Source organism: Lysinibacillus sp. FSL P2-0066, assembly GCF_037969495.1.
Classification (GTDB): Bacteria; Bacillota; Bacilli; order Bacillales_A; family Planococcaceae; genus Lysinibacillus; species Lysinibacillus boronitolerans.
The window spans coordinates 1,114,307-1,130,688 of the sequence record NZ_CP150202.1; the positions used below are offsets into that span (position 1 = coordinate 1,114,307).

At 37.9% G+C, this 16,382-nt stretch carries 17 protein-coding genes; 13 read left to right on the plus strand and 4 right to left on the minus strand.

From position 1 onward, the window contains the following. Window positions 1-2: 2 nt before the first annotated feature. The 9 genes from infB to MKZ14_RS05315 all read left to right on the plus strand — a co-directional run bounded on the left by infB (window position 3) and on the right by MKZ14_RS05315 (window position 10,586). On the plus strand, window positions 3-2,285 hold the full coding sequence (gene infB, locus MKZ14_RS05275) for a translation initiation factor IF-2 (RefSeq protein WP_048391561.1): 2,283 nt from the start codon (window positions 3-5) through the stop codon (window positions 2,283-2,285). After that, window positions 2,285-2,563 (plus strand): DUF503 domain-containing protein, encoded by a 279-nt coding sequence (locus tag MKZ14_RS05280; RefSeq protein ID WP_008178987.1) that lies wholly within the window; start codon window positions 2,285-2,287, stop codon window positions 2,561-2,563. Before infB ends, MKZ14_RS05280 begins: the two co-directional genes overlap by 1 nt. 78 nt (window positions 2,564-2,641) lie before the next feature. Beyond that, window positions 2,642-2,983 (plus strand): 30S ribosome-binding factor RbfA, encoded by a 342-nt coding sequence (rbfA, locus tag MKZ14_RS05285; RefSeq protein WP_004225003.1) that lies wholly within the window; start codon window positions 2,642-2,644, stop codon window positions 2,981-2,983. A gap of 108 nt (window positions 2,984-3,091) precedes the next feature. After that, window positions 3,092-4,003, plus strand: a complete 912-nt coding sequence (truB, locus tag MKZ14_RS05290; RefSeq protein ID WP_036080413.1) for a tRNA pseudouridine(55) synthase TruB — start codon at window positions 3,092-3,094, stop codon at window positions 4,001-4,003. Window positions 4,004-4,015: 12 nt separating this feature from the next. Further along, on the plus strand, window positions 4,016-4,963 hold the full coding sequence (gene ribF / locus MKZ14_RS05295) for a riboflavin biosynthesis protein RibF (RefSeq protein WP_339280650.1): 948 nt from the start codon (window positions 4,016-4,018) through the stop codon (window positions 4,961-4,963). A gap of 174 nt (window positions 4,964-5,137) precedes the next feature. Next, the gene (gene rpsO, locus MKZ14_RS05300; RefSeq protein WP_004224992.1) at window positions 5,138-5,407 is read left to right on the plus strand and encodes a 30S ribosomal protein S15; all 270 of its coding nucleotides are present in this window, start codon (window positions 5,138-5,140) and stop codon (window positions 5,405-5,407) included. A gap of 421 nt (window positions 5,408-5,828) precedes the next feature. Beyond that, window positions 5,829-6,350 (plus strand): DoxX family protein, encoded by a 522-nt coding sequence (locus MKZ14_RS05305; protein WP_339280651.1) that lies wholly within the window; start codon window positions 5,829-5,831, stop codon window positions 6,348-6,350. Between the two features lie 808 nt (window positions 6,351-7,158). Beyond that, window positions 7,159-9,273, plus strand: a complete 2,115-nt coding sequence (pnp, locus tag MKZ14_RS05310; RefSeq protein ID WP_036080410.1) for a polyribonucleotide nucleotidyltransferase — start codon at window positions 7,159-7,161, stop codon at window positions 9,271-9,273. A gap of 89 nt (window positions 9,274-9,362) precedes the next feature. Further along, window positions 9,363-10,586: a pitrilysin family protein gene (locus MKZ14_RS05315; RefSeq protein WP_339280652.1), complete on the plus strand. Its 1,224-nt coding sequence runs from the start codon at window positions 9,363-9,365 to the stop codon at window positions 10,584-10,586. Between the two features lie 410 nt (window positions 10,587-10,996). Here the strand turns inward: MKZ14_RS05315 and MKZ14_RS05320 are convergent, their stop codons facing one another. Genes MKZ14_RS05320 through MKZ14_RS05335 form a run of 4 tightly spaced genes read right to left on the minus strand, consistent with a single transcriptional unit; the run spans window position 10,997 to window position 13,472 of the window. Then, window positions 10,997-11,611, minus strand: a complete 615-nt coding sequence (locus tag MKZ14_RS05320; RefSeq protein WP_339280653.1) for an ABC-2 transporter permease — start codon at window positions 11,609-11,611, stop codon at window positions 10,997-10,999. A 10-nt stretch (window positions 11,612-11,621) separates the two neighbouring features. Beyond that, window positions 11,622-12,248: an ABC-2 transporter permease gene (locus tag MKZ14_RS05325; protein ID WP_339280654.1), complete on the minus strand. Its 627-nt coding sequence runs from the start codon at window positions 12,246-12,248 to the stop codon at window positions 11,622-11,624. Between the two features lie 2 nt (window positions 12,249-12,250). After that, entirely contained in the window at window positions 12,251-13,093 is an 843-nt protein-coding gene (locus tag MKZ14_RS05330; RefSeq protein WP_339280655.1) for an ABC transporter ATP-binding protein, read from the minus strand. 1 nt (window position 13,094) lies between these two features. Next, window positions 13,095-13,472 carry a GntR family transcriptional regulator gene (locus MKZ14_RS05335; RefSeq protein WP_048391548.1) on the minus strand — a complete coding sequence of 126 codons (378 nt, stop codon included), beginning with the start codon at window positions 13,470-13,472 and terminating at the stop codon, window positions 13,095-13,097. A gap of 142 nt (window positions 13,473-13,614) precedes the next feature. Between MKZ14_RS05335 and MKZ14_RS05340 the strand changes: the two genes are divergently transcribed. The 4 genes from MKZ14_RS05340 to MKZ14_RS05355 all read left to right on the plus strand — a co-directional run bounded on the left by MKZ14_RS05340 (window position 13,615) and on the right by MKZ14_RS05355 (window position 16,371). After that, window positions 13,615-13,878, plus strand: a complete 264-nt coding sequence (locus MKZ14_RS05340; RefSeq protein ID WP_004224966.1) for a hypothetical protein — start codon at window positions 13,615-13,617, stop codon at window positions 13,876-13,878. 9 nt (window positions 13,879-13,887) lie between these two features. Beyond that, window positions 13,888-14,667 (plus strand): NAD(P)-dependent oxidoreductase, encoded by a 780-nt coding sequence (locus tag MKZ14_RS05345; protein WP_016992822.1) that lies wholly within the window; start codon window positions 13,888-13,890, stop codon window positions 14,665-14,667. Then, window positions 14,661-15,251, plus strand: coding sequence for a dipicolinate synthase subunit B (locus tag MKZ14_RS05350; protein WP_004224962.1), 591 nt, complete (start codon window positions 14,661-14,663; stop codon window positions 15,249-15,251). Before MKZ14_RS05345 ends, MKZ14_RS05350 begins: the two co-directional genes overlap by 7 nt. 82 nt (window positions 15,252-15,333) lie before the next feature. Continuing rightward, window positions 15,334-16,371 carry an aspartate-semialdehyde dehydrogenase gene (locus tag MKZ14_RS05355; RefSeq protein ID WP_016992823.1) on the plus strand — a complete coding sequence of 346 codons (1,038 nt, stop codon included), beginning with the start codon at window positions 15,334-15,336 and terminating at the stop codon, window positions 16,369-16,371. Window positions 16,372-16,382 lie beyond the last annotated feature (11 nt).

Below are 16,382 nucleotides of genomic sequence, written 5' to 3' on the forward strand. Positions count from 1 at the left end.
AGATGACCAAAATCAGAGTTCATGAATATGCGAAGCAAGTGAATAAAACGAGTAAAGAGGTTATTGAAGCACTAAGTAAATTAAATGTGAGTGTAACAAACCATATGTCTATGTTGGAAAAAGACGCTGTGGCAAAGTTAAATCAAACATTTAAAGCAACACCTGAGAAAAATGTAGCAAAACAATCAACTCAAAACATGGCACAAAAACCTCAATCAAATGGCCAGCAAAAACCACAGCATTCGGTGAAAAAGCAAGAAGGACAAAGGCAGCAATCTGCTACTTCTAAGCCAAAAGTAAACAATCAACAACATGCACAGCAAAACTCAAATTCGTCTAACGAAAAATCTAAGAATACAAAAGGTAATCAAAATAGAAATATGACACAAAATAATAATAATAACAATAATAATCGTAGAGGTGGCGGTGGTTACAACCAACGTCCAAAACCAGGGATTCATGGAGGCAAACGTCGCCATCCAAAAACGCATCAACCATCAATTCCAGTGAAACAAAAGGAACTTCCAGAAAAAATTACTTTTGTTGAATCATTATCAGTTGCAGAATTAGCAAAAAAATTACACCGTGAGCCATCTGAAATCATTAAAAAATTATTCATGCTTGGCGTAATGGCAACAATTAACCAAGAATTAGATAAGGATGCAATTGAATTAATTTGCGCAGACTACGGTGTAGAAGTGGAAGAAGAAATTCGTGTAGATATTACGGATTTAGAAACACACTTCGAGCAAACAGAAGAAGTAAACGAGGCAGATTTATCAGAACGTCCGCCAGTTGTAACAATTATGGGTCACGTTGACCATGGTAAAACAACTTTATTAGACTCTATTCGCCATACAAAAGTAACAGCAGGAGAAGCTGGTGGTATCACACAACATATTGGTGCATACCAAGTTACAGAAGGCGACAAGAAAATTACATTCCTTGATACACCAGGACATGCAGCTTTCACAACAATGCGTGCGCGTGGTGCAAAAGTAACGGATTTAACAATTTTAGTGGTAGCTGCTGATGATGGTGTTATGCCACAAACAGTAGAAGCGATCAATCATGCCAAGGCTGCTGAAGTACCAATAATTGTGGCTGTGAATAAAATGGATAAACCATCCGCAAATCCAGATCGTGTGATGCAAGAATTAACAGAACATGGCTTAGTTCCTGAAGCATGGGGTGGAGATACAATTTTCGTTCCAATTTCAGCGTTAAAAGGTGAAGGCATTGATACATTGTTAGAGATGATTTTACTTGTAGCTGAAGTAGGCGAGCTTAAAGCAAATCCAGAACGTTTAGCACTTGGAACAGTAATCGAAGCTCAGCTTGATAAAGGTCGTGGCTCTGTTGCTACACTTTTAGTACAAGATGGAACATTAAAAGTAGGTGACCCAATCGTTGTAGGTCATACGTATGGTCGTGTACGTGCGATGGTAAATGACAAAGGTCGTCGAGTAAAAGAAGCTGGCCCATCAACTCCAGTTGAAATTACAGGTTTAAATGATGTACCTCAAGCAGGTGACCGTTTCGTTGTCTTTGAAGACGAGAAAACAGCACGTCAAGTTGGAGAAACAAGAGCAATGTCAGCGATTCAAGCACAACGTTCAGAAAAACAACGTGTAACGCTTGATAACTTATTTGAACAAATGAGCCAAGGCGAAATGAAAGAGCTCAACTTAATTGTGAAAGCTGACGTTCAAGGTACTGTTGAAGCTATGGCAGCCTCCCTAATGAAAATTGATGTGGAAGGCGTAAATGTGAAAATTATTCATACAGGTGCTGGAGCTATTACCGAATCTGATATTTCTCTTGCAGCAGCTTCTAATGCCATCGTTATTGGATTTAATGTACGTCCGGATGTTAACGCAAAACGTGCAGCAGAAGAAGAGGGTGTAGATATTCGCTTACACCGCATTATCTATAAAGTAATTGAAGAAATTGAACAAGCAATGAAAGGTATGCTTGATCCTGAATTTGAAGAAAAAATTATTGGTCAAGCAGAAGTTCGTCAAACAATTAAAGTATCAAAAGTTGGTACAATTGCTGGTTCATATGTAACAGAAGGAAAGGTAACACGTGATTCAGGTGTACGTGTGATCCGTGATAACGTCGTTATTTTTGAAGGTGAGCTAGATACGCTTAAACGCTTCAAAGATGAAGTAAAAGAAGTGGCAAAAGGATACGAATGTGGTATTACGATTACAAACTTCAATGATATTAAAGAAGGCGACATTATTGAAGCCTATATTATGGAAGAGGTTAAACGCGCCTAATGATCGTGTATGCAGAGGTTGAATTTATCATTCAAACTGCCCATTCGTTAAAGGAAAAGCGTGCTGTCTTACAGCGTATGATTACCCGCACAAAGCAGAAATTTAACGTTTCTATTGCGGAAATTGACCATCAAAATGTATGGCAGCGTACGAAATTAGCACTTGTTGCTGTTTCTTCGTCCAAAGAAGCAGCTGAACGAGAAATTAATCACGCGCTCCACTATTTAGAGTCAAATCCGTCATGGGAACAGCTTAATGTGTGGCGAGATTATTTATAAGTAGTAGTAGATAGTTGTCTAGCTTACGAAGGCATGGAACACACAACTATCTGTACATCGAAATAGAGGTGACAAATTATGTCTCTACGTTCAAACCGTGTTGCCGAGCAAATGAAAAAGGAGCTTGGTGATATTCTTGGCCGTAAAATAAAAGATCCGCGTGTTGGTTTTGTGACTGTTACAGGTGTTGAAGTAACGGGTGATTTACAGCAAGCGACTATTTATATTACATCTTTAGGCAACGAACGTGAACGAGAGGAAACGCTTAAAGCTTTAGTAAAAGCTTCGGGCTTCATTCGCTCTGAAATTGGATCACGTATTCGTTTACGACGTACACCAGAATTAATCTTTGAATTTGATTCATCGATTGAATATGGTAACCGTATTGATTCGTTGCTTAGAGATTTACACAAAGAATAAGCTAAAAAAAGTCTGCCACATGCATGTTTATGCAGGCAGACTTTTTATCTTCATGGAAAAGGTTATATTGCCAATGAATTATAGAGTAGGCAATTTGGGAGGAGCTATATGAACGGTATTTTACCGCTTTGGAAAGAAAGAGGCATGACGAGCCATGACTGTGTCTTTAAATTACGCAAAATTTTACGGACAAAAAAAGTTGGGCATACAGGGACACTTGATCCAGGTGTTGAGGGCGTACTGCCAATTTGTATTGGCCAAGCAACTCGAATAGCAGAATATTTAACTGACGCAGGGAAAACCTATGAAGCCATTATCTCAATAGGTCGTTCTACGACAACCGAGGATGCTGAGGGTGAAACCGTTGAAGAAGATCTTACGATAAAAAATTTTTCTCGTGAGCAGGTGTTAGAGGTTTTAGCTTCATTAACTGGCGTTATTGAACAAACACCACCCATGTTTTCAGCAGTAAAAGTAAATGGGAAGCGCCTCTATGAATATGCGAGAAAAGGCGAAAGTGTTGAAAGACCTACTCGCCAAGTAACAATTTATAATTTGGAGCTACTTGATGAGCTAGCACAATATGAGGGGCAAGAAATCACATTTCCAGTACGTATCGCTTGTAGTAAAGGGACATATATTCGAACATTAGCTGTGCAAATTGGTGAGGCTCTTGGCTATCCAGCACATATGAAAGAGCTTGTACGAACTGCTTCCGGTACTTTTACACGGGATAATTGTTTTACGTTAGCACAGGTTGCTGAGCTAATGGAGGATGAGCAAATAGCTACCTGTATTTTACCTGTCGAGTATGCATTAGCAGACTATCCATATATTGAGATTACGAGTGCTAATGAAAAAGAAATTTTCAATGGACAAGTGCTTCCAGCAGATGCATTATTAAATAGTCATGATAAAATTGTATACGGAATCAATGGAAAGGCAGTTGCGGTTTATCGGGCTCACCCTACAAAGGATGGGTTGATGAAGCCACATAAGATGTTTCCGACGATAGAGTAGGAGGATTTTTCAATGGAGGTCATTCATTTAAAATACCCACATCAATTACAGCAACGAGAAAGCATGCAGCCATATTCATTAGCTCTTGGCTTTTTCGATGGTGTACATAGAGGGCATCAAGCAGTTATCAAGGCAGCTAAGGAAGAAGGAAACAAGCGACAAATTCCAACTGCAGTGATGACATTCGATCCACATCCTTCATTAGTCCTTGGTGGACGTAACGAAAAGGTTTTTTATATTACACTCTTACAGCAAAAATTACAGCTGTTTGAAGAACAGGGTGTGGATACGGTATTCGTTGTCCACTTCACTTCTGATTTTGCCAAACTTTCACCAGCGGCATTTATCGATACATTTATCCGTGGATTAAATGTTCAGCATGTGACAGCTGGCTTCGATTATTCATTTGGAGCATTTGGTAAGGGAACAATGGAAGATATGCGTGTATTAAGCAATGGTGATTATGGCGTTACAATTGTTGAGAAGAAAACAGATGATGTTGAGAAAATCAGCTCTACCCGTATCCGCAAGCTATTACAAGAAGGCGATATGGAAGAAGCAACAGTGTTACTAGGGAGACCGTTTGAAATCAATGGGATTGTTGTACATGGTGATAAGCGTGGCCGTACTATTGGCTTCCCTACAGCAAATGTCCAAGCTTTAGAGGGAACGTTTATTCCAGCAAGTGGTGTCTATGCTGTTCGTCTGCTTGTGCAAAATAGCTGGTATGATGGTGTTTGTAATGTAGGCTATAAACCAACTTTCAAAGACCCAAATGATAAGCAATTATCGATTGAAGTCCATATTTTAAACTTTGATAAAAATATCTACGGTGAAGAAGTACATGTGGCATGGTATAAACGTATACGAAGTGAACGGAAATTCGATGGTATTGAGGCCTTGAAAACACAAATTGAAAAGGATAAACAAGAAGCAATCCGTTACTTTAACCAGCTATAAGAAGTACTTCATTACTGTAGTCACATTAGCCAAGTCGACGTTTTACTTGCTTGACTAAGTAATGTATGATAATATTCATAAGTGCATAAATGCTTAACCTTAGCTCGGTATATCGATGACTCCAACGTTTACTGTGCTAATGGGGATTAATTAAAATTTAGGAGGTCCATACAAATGGCTATTACAAAAGAACGTAAAAACGAAATTATCGCTGAGTACCGTACTCACGAAAGTGACACTGGTTCACCAGAAGTACAAGTTGCAGTATTAACAGAGGAAATCAACGCTCTAAATACTCACTTACGTACTCACAAAAAAGATTTCCACTCTGAGCGTGGTCTTCTTAAAATGGTAGGTCGTCGTCGTCACTTATTAAAATATCTTCGTGAAACAGACGTACAACGTTACCGTGAATTAATCAACCGTTTAGGCTTACGTCGCTAATTCATAGCAAAAGTAATCCTATATTAGACTGTAGACAAACATTCGTTTGTCTACAGTCTTTTTTTTGAAATAAACATTGTTCATAATATTTTGTTCAACAATAAGCCATAACTTTTTTACACTACGATGAACGATAGATAAAAATGATTTGATACTTGATAAAAGGGTGATATATTCTAATCACATTTCACAGCCCATGTTATAGTCATTGCGATCATCATTTGCAAGTGCAATTGAAGTAGACTGCTATTATATTTCATGAAATCAATCCAGCAAATTATAGATAGAGGCTCAAACAATTGGTACATAAGCGTCAATCATACAATCTAAATGCTATCATTGAATACTAGTAAAACGTTGGCTTTGGGTTAGAAAACTAGATGGTGAAATGTAAACTAAATCATTTAGAGGGGTGAGTAGGATGTTTAACCAATTATTAAGAGAGAATAATATTGTTGCAGGTATTCTAACAGTTATTCGTGTTTATTTAGGCTGGCATTGGCTTACAGCAGGTTGGGGAAAACTGTTTAATAGCTTTGATGCATCTGGCTTTTTAGCCAATGCGATTACAAATCCAGTGACAAGTGGAGAAGAGCTTGCATATCCACTGTATGTAAAGTTTATTGAATCATTTGCTTTGCCAAATGCCGGGCTAATTAACATTCTTGTGCCGTGGGGAGAATTTTTAGTAGGGCTAGGATTAATTCTGGGATGCTTAACGACATATGCTGCATTTTTCGGTATGGTCATGAATTTTGCTTTCTTAATGGCAGGTACGATATCTAGTAATCCGTGGGATATTTTACTTGCAATCTTTATAGCTGCTGCAGGTTACAATGCTGGGAAATTCGGACTCGACCGCTTCATTATGCCTATCATAAGTGAAAAGATGGCGAGAAATAAGAAAAAAGATGTAGTTCAACCTGTTGCTAAAATTACATAATAAACTTTTTTAGATATCTTATATTAGGAGACTACTCATTAGTTTGAATATACCCCACCCATTATATGGGTGGGGTATTCATATTGTTGAAAAAAGAACACGTCACTAGCAGAAGAGATCTTTTTGCAAGGTGAGGTGGTGATTTCTGTTCCACCTGCGTCCTTTCCAGGGGGCGTCCAATGAACCGCTAAATCCCCTAGGAAAGAAGCTGGCTAACCATTCTGCAAAAGTGTCTTTTCCTCTTTCATACTAGTAGTGAACGAAATAGCCCATTATCTGTAGTAGTAGAGAGGATGGGCTCCTATTTTCACGGTGGAGAATTGATGCGTGACAACAGCTTCCATAAAATGAGTAGTGAAAACCTTCACTTTATTTAAAAACCTTTGCTAAAAAGTTAACATTTGTGTTTCAACACTTTGTATAACCCGACTATTATTTACCAAGCTACTAACTTTTCTAGCTGATTCGACTTTCTTTTACCTTATAAGATGTTGTATGATAAGCTCCATGTTATAATAAGTCTATTGTTTAAACTTGTACGTGAAAAACTAATGTTAGCGAAGCAGTTATTTCCATTTACATACATTACTTTTCGTCAAGAAGGAATCAATATAAAAAAATCCATATACCAAAAATGCTTTTTCGATAAAATAAAGAAATAAATCTTAAATAAATTGGCAATAACTGAATTTAAATGTATGATTATTTCATGAAATATTATTTAGCATAGAACAAGCATTTTTGGTACACTTACTATTAGTACATACAGACGAAGTAAGTGTTTTTATAATAGAGAGGGGTTCATTGAATGAACGAAAAGAAAGTCTATTCCTATGAATGGGCTGGCCGTCCACTTGTAATTGAAGTAGGACAGTTAGCAAAACAAGCAAACGGAGCCGCATTAGTACGCTATGGCGATACTTCTGTACTTGCTACAGCAACAATGTCAAAATCACCTAAACCACTTGATTTCTTCCCATTAACAGTAAACTATGAAGAGCGTCTATATGCTGCGGGTAAAATTCCTGGCGGCTTTATTAAGCGTGAAGGACGTCCATCTGAAAAGGCGATTTTAGCAAGCCGTTTAATCGACCGTCCGATTCGTCCGATGTTCCCGGATGGTTTCCGTAATGAAGTACAAGTTATTTCTATGGTTATGTCAAATGATCCTGACTGTACATCTGAAATGGCAGCAATGGTTGGTTCATCACTAGCATTAGCGATCTCTGATATTCCATTTGATGGGCCAATAGCAGGTGTACAAGTTGGTTATATTGATGGAGAATTCATTGTCAACCCGACAGTAGAGCAATCGAATCGCTCAACAATTCATTTATCTGTAGCAGGGAACAAAGATGCTATTAACATGGTTGAAGCGGGTGCGCTTGAAGTACCAGAGGAAATTATGTTAGAAGCGATTATGTTCGGTCATGAAGAAATCAAAAAAATCATTGCTTTCCAAGAGCAGATTGTGGCAGAGGTTGGTAAAGAAAAGTTACCAGTGACACTATTTGAAATTGACGAAGCGATTCAAGCCGATATAAAAGCAGCTTGTGAGACTGATATGCATGATGCTATTCAAACGGCTGAGAAACATGCACGTGATGAGGCAATCCAAGCTGTTAAAGATCGGGTTATCGCTTCCTATGAAGAGCAAGAAGCAGATGACGAAACAATGAAACAAGTGTATACAATTCTTGATAAGATGGTAAAAGAAGAAGTACGCCGTCAAATCACGGAAGATAAGATTCGTCCAGATGGTCGTAAGCTCGACGAAATCCGACCACTTTCTTCTGAAACAGGCTTATTACAACGTACACATGGTTCAGGTCTATTTACACGTGGACAAACACAGGCACTTTCTATTTGTACTTTAGGTGCGCTTGGTGATGTACAAATTATTGACGGTTTAGGTGTGGAAGAGTCAAAACGCTTTATGCACCATTATAACTTCCCGCAATTTTCTGTAGGGGAAACAGGACCAATCCGTGGGCCAGGTCGTCGTGAAATTGGTCATGGTGCGTTAGGTGAGCGTGCACTTGAAGCAGTAATTCCTGATGAATCGGTCTTCCCTTATACAATTCGTTGTGTATCAGAAGTACTTGAATCAAACGGATCAACTTCTCAAGCTTCTATTTGTGCATCTACTTTAGCCATGATGGATGCAGGTGTTCCATTAAAAGCACCAGTGGCAGGTATTGCTATGGGTCTTATTAAAAAGGGCGAGCACTATTCTATTTTAACGGACATTCAAGGAATGGAAGACCATTTAGGCGATATGGACTTTAAAGTTGCAGGTACAGCTAAAGGTGTAACAGCGCTACAAATGGACATTAAAATTGATGGCTTATCTCGCAATATTTTAGAAGAAGCACTGACACAAGCAAAAGTTGGACGTATGCATATTCTAGAATCAATGCTTGCTACACTGGCAGAGCCACGTAAGCAATTATCTGAGTTTGCACCAAAAATTGTTATTGTAAAAATTAATCCTGATAAAATTCGCGATGTAATTGGACCAGGTGGTAAACAAATTAACAAAATTATTGAAGAAACGGGCGTTAAGATTGATACGGAGCAAGATGGTACAATCTATATTTCTTCTGCTGATGAAGCAATGAATGCACGTGCAAAACAAATTATTGAAGATATCGTACGTGAAGCAAAAGTAGGAGAATACTACTTAGCAACAGTGAAGCGTATTGAAAAATTCGGAGCCTTTTGTGAAATCTTCCCAGGGAAAGATGGCTTGCTTCACATTTCTGAAATTCAAGAGGAACGTACGAAGCAAGTGGAGGACGTCTTAAAACTTGGCGATCAATTACTTGTGAAAGTGATTGAAATCGACAAGCAAGGTCGTGTGAATTTATCTCGCAAAGTAGTAATTCAAGAGGAAAAAGAGCGCGCTGAACAAGAAAAATAATATCGATCAAAAGGCTGCGTAAATTGCGCAGCCTTTTTCGATAGTAGCAAGAAGAATAGTAGAGGATTTTTAAAATTGGGGGAGATAGTTTGGTTCAAGTACATACATGTCAGAATGGTGTTCGTATTGTATCAGAGCAAATTGATCATGTGAGATCGGTTGCATTAGGAATCTTTGTGAATGCGGGCTCTCGCTACGAGCTACCTGAAGAGAATGGTATCACACATTTTATTGAGCATATGTTGTTTAAAGGAACAGCAACTCGCTCAGCTCGTCAAATTGCTGAAGAATTTGATCGAATCGGAGGAGAGCTAAATGCCTTCACATCGAAAGAAAATACATGTTACTATGCTAAAGTTTTAGATCATCATGCGGAGCTTGCGGTCACAATACTAGCAGATATGTTTTTCAATTCTATCTTTGCGGAAGAAGAATTAGAAAAAGAGCGACAAGTAGTATTAGAAGAAATTTTAATGAGCGAAGATGCTCCTGATGATGACGTTCATGAGAAGCTGTGGGGTGTCATGTATCCGAATGATGCACTCGGTCGTCCAATACTAGGTACGGCTGCTACATTAAAGACATTTACAGCAGATGCTATACGAAAATATATGGATAAACATTATGGGCCAGAGTCCGTTGTTATTTCTATTGCAGGTAATATTTCATCTCAGCTTATGCAAACGATTGAAGATTTATTTGGTCACTATCAACCTTCACCGCATGCTATGGCGCCTGTCCTGACAAATCCTTCATTTTATCCAGGGGAAATTACAAAAATACGCGATACAGAGCAGGCACATGTCGCGATTTCCTATCCAGCAATTGGTGTAAAAGATCCAGATATGTATAGCTTTATTGCGCTTAACAATATAATTGGAGGCAATATGAGTTCTCGATTGTTTCAGGAAGTACGAGAAGAACGTGGGCTAGCCTATTCTATTTTCTCCTATCAATCGTGTTATGCAGATGTAGGTGCTTTTACGATTTATGGTAGTACTAGTCGACAGCAATTAGCACAGCTTCAGCACACGATTGATGCCACTTTATTAGATATTGTAGCGGGTGGTGTGACAGAGGAGGAGCTTGATAATGCGAAAGAGCAGCTTAAAGGAAGCTTTGTCCTTGGATTAGAAGGGACGGGAGCTCGTATGAATCGAAATGGAACAAGTGAACTTGTTCATCGCAAGCATCGAACAGTAGACGAGGTTCTTAAATCGATAGATGCTGTATCGATGGAGTCAGTAGATCGACTGATTGCTAAAATTTTAAAAGCAGAACCAGCTATCTCAATCATTGGTCCTAGCGAATAAAAATATTTTAATAAGGATAGCATTTTTTCCAGGCTATAACGAATTTTTTATTATATTGATACCTAGAAAAGGAGAACTTTGATTATTTTCAAAGTTCTCCTTTTCTATTCGTTTATCATCATTAGCAAAATAGCCTATTATTTCCAATTTGGATAAGTGACAGCAGCCCTCCATAATGAATAGGGCACACGTTTGCTAAAAAGGTAACACTTTGGGCTGGCGTGGAAGGTACTTCACGAGACAGACCAATCTCTAAACGGAGAGGTAGCGAAAGAGGCAGCTATGCGCATACCCATAAGAAAGCCAGTAGCCTGCAACGGAAATCCATTTCCATTTTAATTAACTGTTTTGTTATTCAATACGATTAAAAATAAGCAGCCAAATAAAGTAGCCTATTTTTTGATGACTGTTTAGTAAATCTCCTTTGCCATATATAAATAAAGACATTTGTAAAACACAATAAAACTGATGAGGATACTAACCAGTGTTGGTATGAACAAGATAATTAAATTTGCTGCTACTAGTGATAAATAGTAATGAATAACAAAATTTAGCAGAATGATAAGCACAACAGCTGTAAGCATTCTAACTGTTCGCATTCCCTCTGTTTCCTCAAGATGCTGAATATAAAATTGACTACAGATGAGGAAAGAAGCGCTACTTATATAAGCAAAGTACATAGCTAAATGCTCTATAAAATTTTCAGAGGCTTCGGGTTGTGAGAAATACGTTGGCGCAAGGACAATAAAGAGTAATGAAATAAGGCCATAGCAAAATAGAAAATCGGATTGCAATTGTGTCTTCTTTGAAAGAGGTAGTGTATTGACATACACGTTCCACTTTACTTGACGATCGCCTCTATATAAATTATCTACGAGGTTGGAAGAAATAACGACAACAAATAATCCAATGGAAGGACTTTCTACAAAAGGTATGTGAACAAAATTAAAAAGTAAACATATAATCATTGCAAAAAGAATAGTCCATTTTTGTACGACAATTCTTTGTAACAATAGTGCCCGCATGAGATTCCTCCTAAAACTCTTTTCTTTTATAAATAGCTGTAGAAACTAGAGAGGACAGGCATAGCAGTAAAAGTCCGCCAAAAGGTGTTAAATAGACATATTGCTTTAAATATAAAAGGGTTTGGGACATATCAGGAATATATTCTTTAAACATCCCTGTTAAGAAGCCAGGGATAAAACATAGCGCAATTAGGACGAACCTTCCTTTAATAGAGCCAAATTTAATATAGATAGGTAGTAAAACGGCTAACGAACAGAGCGCCAATGTTACAATCAAATTAAACGTTAGGAAAAATTCTGAAGTGATTTCGTTATTGGTAAAGAAATTGATAAAAAATAGGATAGGTAAAGCCATAACAAGGCCGATAATCATTAACATCACACTAAGTATATATTTACTAAAAACAATATCCGCTTTAGAAATTGGTAAAGTATTAGCATATTTATCCCACTTACTTTGTTCATCGTAGCTAAGCGCAGTTATCGCTTGTATCGTAACAATAAAGACAATAATAGCTAGGAGCATTGAGCTTTGCTGCATAAATATCGCCATCACAAGAAGAAATACAAGAACAAATGCTTGTGCTTTCATTTGACGTTGAATGGTCATTAAATCTTTTAAGATAAGTCCTACCATATTTAAACACTACCTTTCACAAAAAATAGCATGATATCTTCTATAGAAGGTCTTTCAAGTTTGAAAGCCTCATTTACTTCCTTTTTCAGCACTAATGCTTCTATTCCAAACGTACCAGGACGGGTTCTCAGAATAGCATGCTTCGGTAAGTCGTTTACTTCCTCACTATTTCCTTTGAAAATACCATATTCATATAAAAGAGCATCTTTACTCTCGCTCAATAAAATTTCACCATTATGAATTAACGTAATATAGTCAGCAATTTTTTCTAAGTCGCTTGTAATATGAGAAGAAAATAAAATGCTGTGCGTTTCATCCTGCATAAATGCTAAAAATAAATCCAAAATTTCATCCCGAATAATAGGGTCTAATCCACTTGTGGGCTCATCTAAAATCAATAGTTTTGGATGATGTGCCAATGCCAAGGCGATCGATAGCTTCATCCTCATCCCTCGTGATAGTTCCTTAATCTTCTTCCTCTTTGGCACCTTAAATTGAGCTAACCTTTCAAAATAATAGTCTGAATCCCATGTTTGAAATACTTTGCTCATGATTTTGTCGAGTTGCGTCGCATTTAGCGTTTCTGGTACATGTAAATCGTCAAATACAACGCCGATGTCGTTTTTTATCGATAGTTCGTGTTCGACATGATCTTTGCCAAATAGCAAAATTTCGCCATATTCTTTTTTTATTAAATTCAGCATGCATTTTATCGTTGTTGATTTGCCAGCCCCGTTTTCTCCAACAAAACCCATTACCGTGCCTTGAGGGACGGAAAAACTTATATCTTTAAGAAAAAAGCCTTCAAAGCCCTTATGTAGATCATGAATTTCAATGGCATTCATATTACTTATCCTCCTCTAACATTAAAGATAGTAGTTCTTGTAATTCTTCACCAGAAAGTCCAGCGGTTTTCGCTATTTTTGCTGCCTTTTGCAAATGCCCCTCTACCTGCCGTAATAGCTCCTCACGTAGAAAGTCTTGATTTCGTTCTGTGACAAAGCTCCCTTTACCAGCGACTGTTTCAATGAAACCGTCTCGCTCTAAATCAGCATAAGCCCGTTTAGTGGTCATCACACTTATTTTTAAATCCTTTGCTAGAGCGCGGATAGACGGTAGTGCGTCACCTGCCTGTAATTTATTAGCCAAAATAGCCTCTTTGAGCTGTATGGTGATTTGCTCATAAATAGGTTTTTCACTCGCATTACTTAAATGGATATGCACAAATCATCACCTCTTATTACTGTATATACACACTATATACAGTTGGTGATGAAAATGCAACATATTCGTACTTTTGGTAGGGGTCACGATTTGCAAAAACTCGGCATATATTGAGGTAACGGCTCAAGGAGGGAGATGAGGCATGCTACTATCTGAGATGGTGGATAAGGAGTTAATTCAAATTGAGGGTGGCGTACATTTTGGCATCCTGGCACATACAGAATGCCTATTAGATGTGCAAACAGGGAAAATACATGGCTTTGAAATTGTGAAAGATAAACTACCATTCCAAAAAAAGAAAATGAAAGTTAGTGAAATGATACCTTGGCACGAAATTATTTTAATTGGTGAAGATCGTATTTTATTTAATAAGACATCTACAGTACAGTCAGAATATTTACAGTGAGGTGAGCTTTTGGAAAACGAAAAATGGCTTGTTATCGGTGAGGACTCCCGGTTAAAGGAACTAGCTACAATGCTAAGAAGTCCATCGAGAACAGTGTTTTATAAAAGAACGACCGTATGGAACGAAGAGTTAAATAAACTTGTTTTAGAATTCCAGCCCAATAAAATTGTACTACCTATTCTTCCATTAAAAATAGAAGTTGAGCAGCTCTATGGTATATCACAAGTGAAATTTTATACAGGTCGATTAACAATGCATTGGAAGCAGTTACTAGAGAAAAATGAATCTATTTGCTATTTACAGCAAGAATCATTTATTTGGCAAAATGCTCGATTAACAGCAGAGGGATTTATCGCCACGTTTTACGGACTCGAGCAAAAATGTATTTACGGACAAAATTTCACAATCGCAGGTTTTGGGCGCATCGCAAAAATGCTCGCCTCTTTACTAGTTAAGATGGGTGCAAATGTTCATATTGTTGCACGTTCAGTTGTACAAGTGAGTGAAGCAAAAGCATATGGTTATAAAGCCACGAATTTAGATGATCGCCAATGGTCTATTACGGATGGCATTTTTATAAATACAATTCCTGCTAAATGGATTACAGAGTCTTTTATAGAGCATGTTCCAACAGTTTTATACGACTTGGCTTCAGAGCCAGGCTGTTTAGATATAGATTCTGAGCAACTACAAACGTATGTACTATTGCCGTCATTGCCTGGGAAATACTTTGCACATGATGCAGCTACAATATTGTGCAAGGCAATAGAGGAGGAAGAAAATTGTTAACGGGGAAACGAATTGGCCTAGGTATTACTGCTTCCCATTGTACGTATGAAGATGTAGTACCTAAAATCCAAAATTTTATTGATGTCGGAGCAACAGTTATTCCAATTATTACGCATTCCGTTTTACATGCAGCTACTCGCTTTGGTACAGGAGAAGAGTGGATTGCAAAAATAGAAGCTTTGACAGGAGAAAAAGTTATTTCTTCTATAAAAGAGGCGGAGCCATTTGGCCCATCCAATCCATTAGATGCAATGGTCATCGCCCCCATGACAGGCAATAGCATTAGTAAATTTGCTAATGCAGCAACAGATAGCCCTGTATTAATGGCAGCGAAGGCAACTTTGCGTAATGGTTCGCCTGTAGTTTTAGGTATTTCCACAAATGATGCACTAGGCTTAAATGGCATAAATATTATGAAATTGTTAAATGCCAAAAATATATATTTTATTCCATTTGGTCAGGATGCCCCTCACTCCAAACCAAATTCTTTAATTGCTGATTTTGAGCAAATGGTGGATACTGTTCATGCAGCAATTACGCAGAAAAAGCAATTACAACCGCTGTTGATACAATATTTCAAATAAATAAGAGATTACACACAATTTTCAGTATTTTTGTGATACAATAGCACACATTATGGAACATGTATTCAAGGAGAGATGACAGATGACAAAGCAGTTAACAGTTGCGGTTGTTGGGGCAACAGGAGCAGTAGGATCAAAAATGATGGAGCAGTTGATTAAACGTAAATTTCCGATTGGACATATTAAATTTTTAGCTTCTGCTCGTTCAGCAGGAAAATCAATCGAATTTAATGGTGAAACATATACAATTGAAGAAGCGACACCTGAGGCTTTCGAAGGCGTCAATGTCGCTTTATTCTCAGCTGGTGGCTCAGTATCTGCCGCGCTTGCACCAGAAGCAGCTAAGCGTGGTGCAGTAGTTATTGATAATACAAGCCATTTTCGTATGGATCCAGAGGTACCGCTTGTTGTGCCTGAAGTGAATCGAGGCGACTTAGCGGAGCATAAAGGGATTATTGCGAATCCAAACTGCTCTACAATTCAAATGGTAGCTGCACTTGAACCAATTCGTAATGCATTTGGTTTAACAAAAGTAATTGTTTCAACTTATCAGGCAGTATCAGGTGCGGGGATTTCTGCGATCCAAGAATTAAAGGCACAAAGCGAAAACTGGGATGCAGGTAAAGATGTAGAAGCCAATATTTTACCGTCTGGTAGTGATAAACGTCATTACCCAATTGCTCGTAATGTCATTCCACAAATCGATAAATTCACAGATAATGGATTTACATACGAAGAAATGAAAATGATTAATGAGACGAAAAAAATCATGCATGCACCAGAGCTAAAAGTAGCTGCTACTTGTGTTCGTGTGCCAGTCGTTTCAGGTCACTCTGAATCTGTTTATATTGAGGTAGAGAAAGAAGCGTCAATCCAAGAGATTTTTGATGTATTACGCAATGCACCAGGTGTGGTATTACAAGATGATATTGCAACACAAACTTACCCAATGCCTATTTATGCAGAAGGGGAAGACGCTACTTTTGTAGGACGTATCCGTCAAGATTTAGACAACAGCAAAGGGTTCCATCTATGGATCGTTTCTGACAATTTATTAAAAGGCGCCGCATTAAACTCTATCCAAATTGCAGAAGCAATGCTTGAGGATAACTTACTATAAGAGGGGTGTAA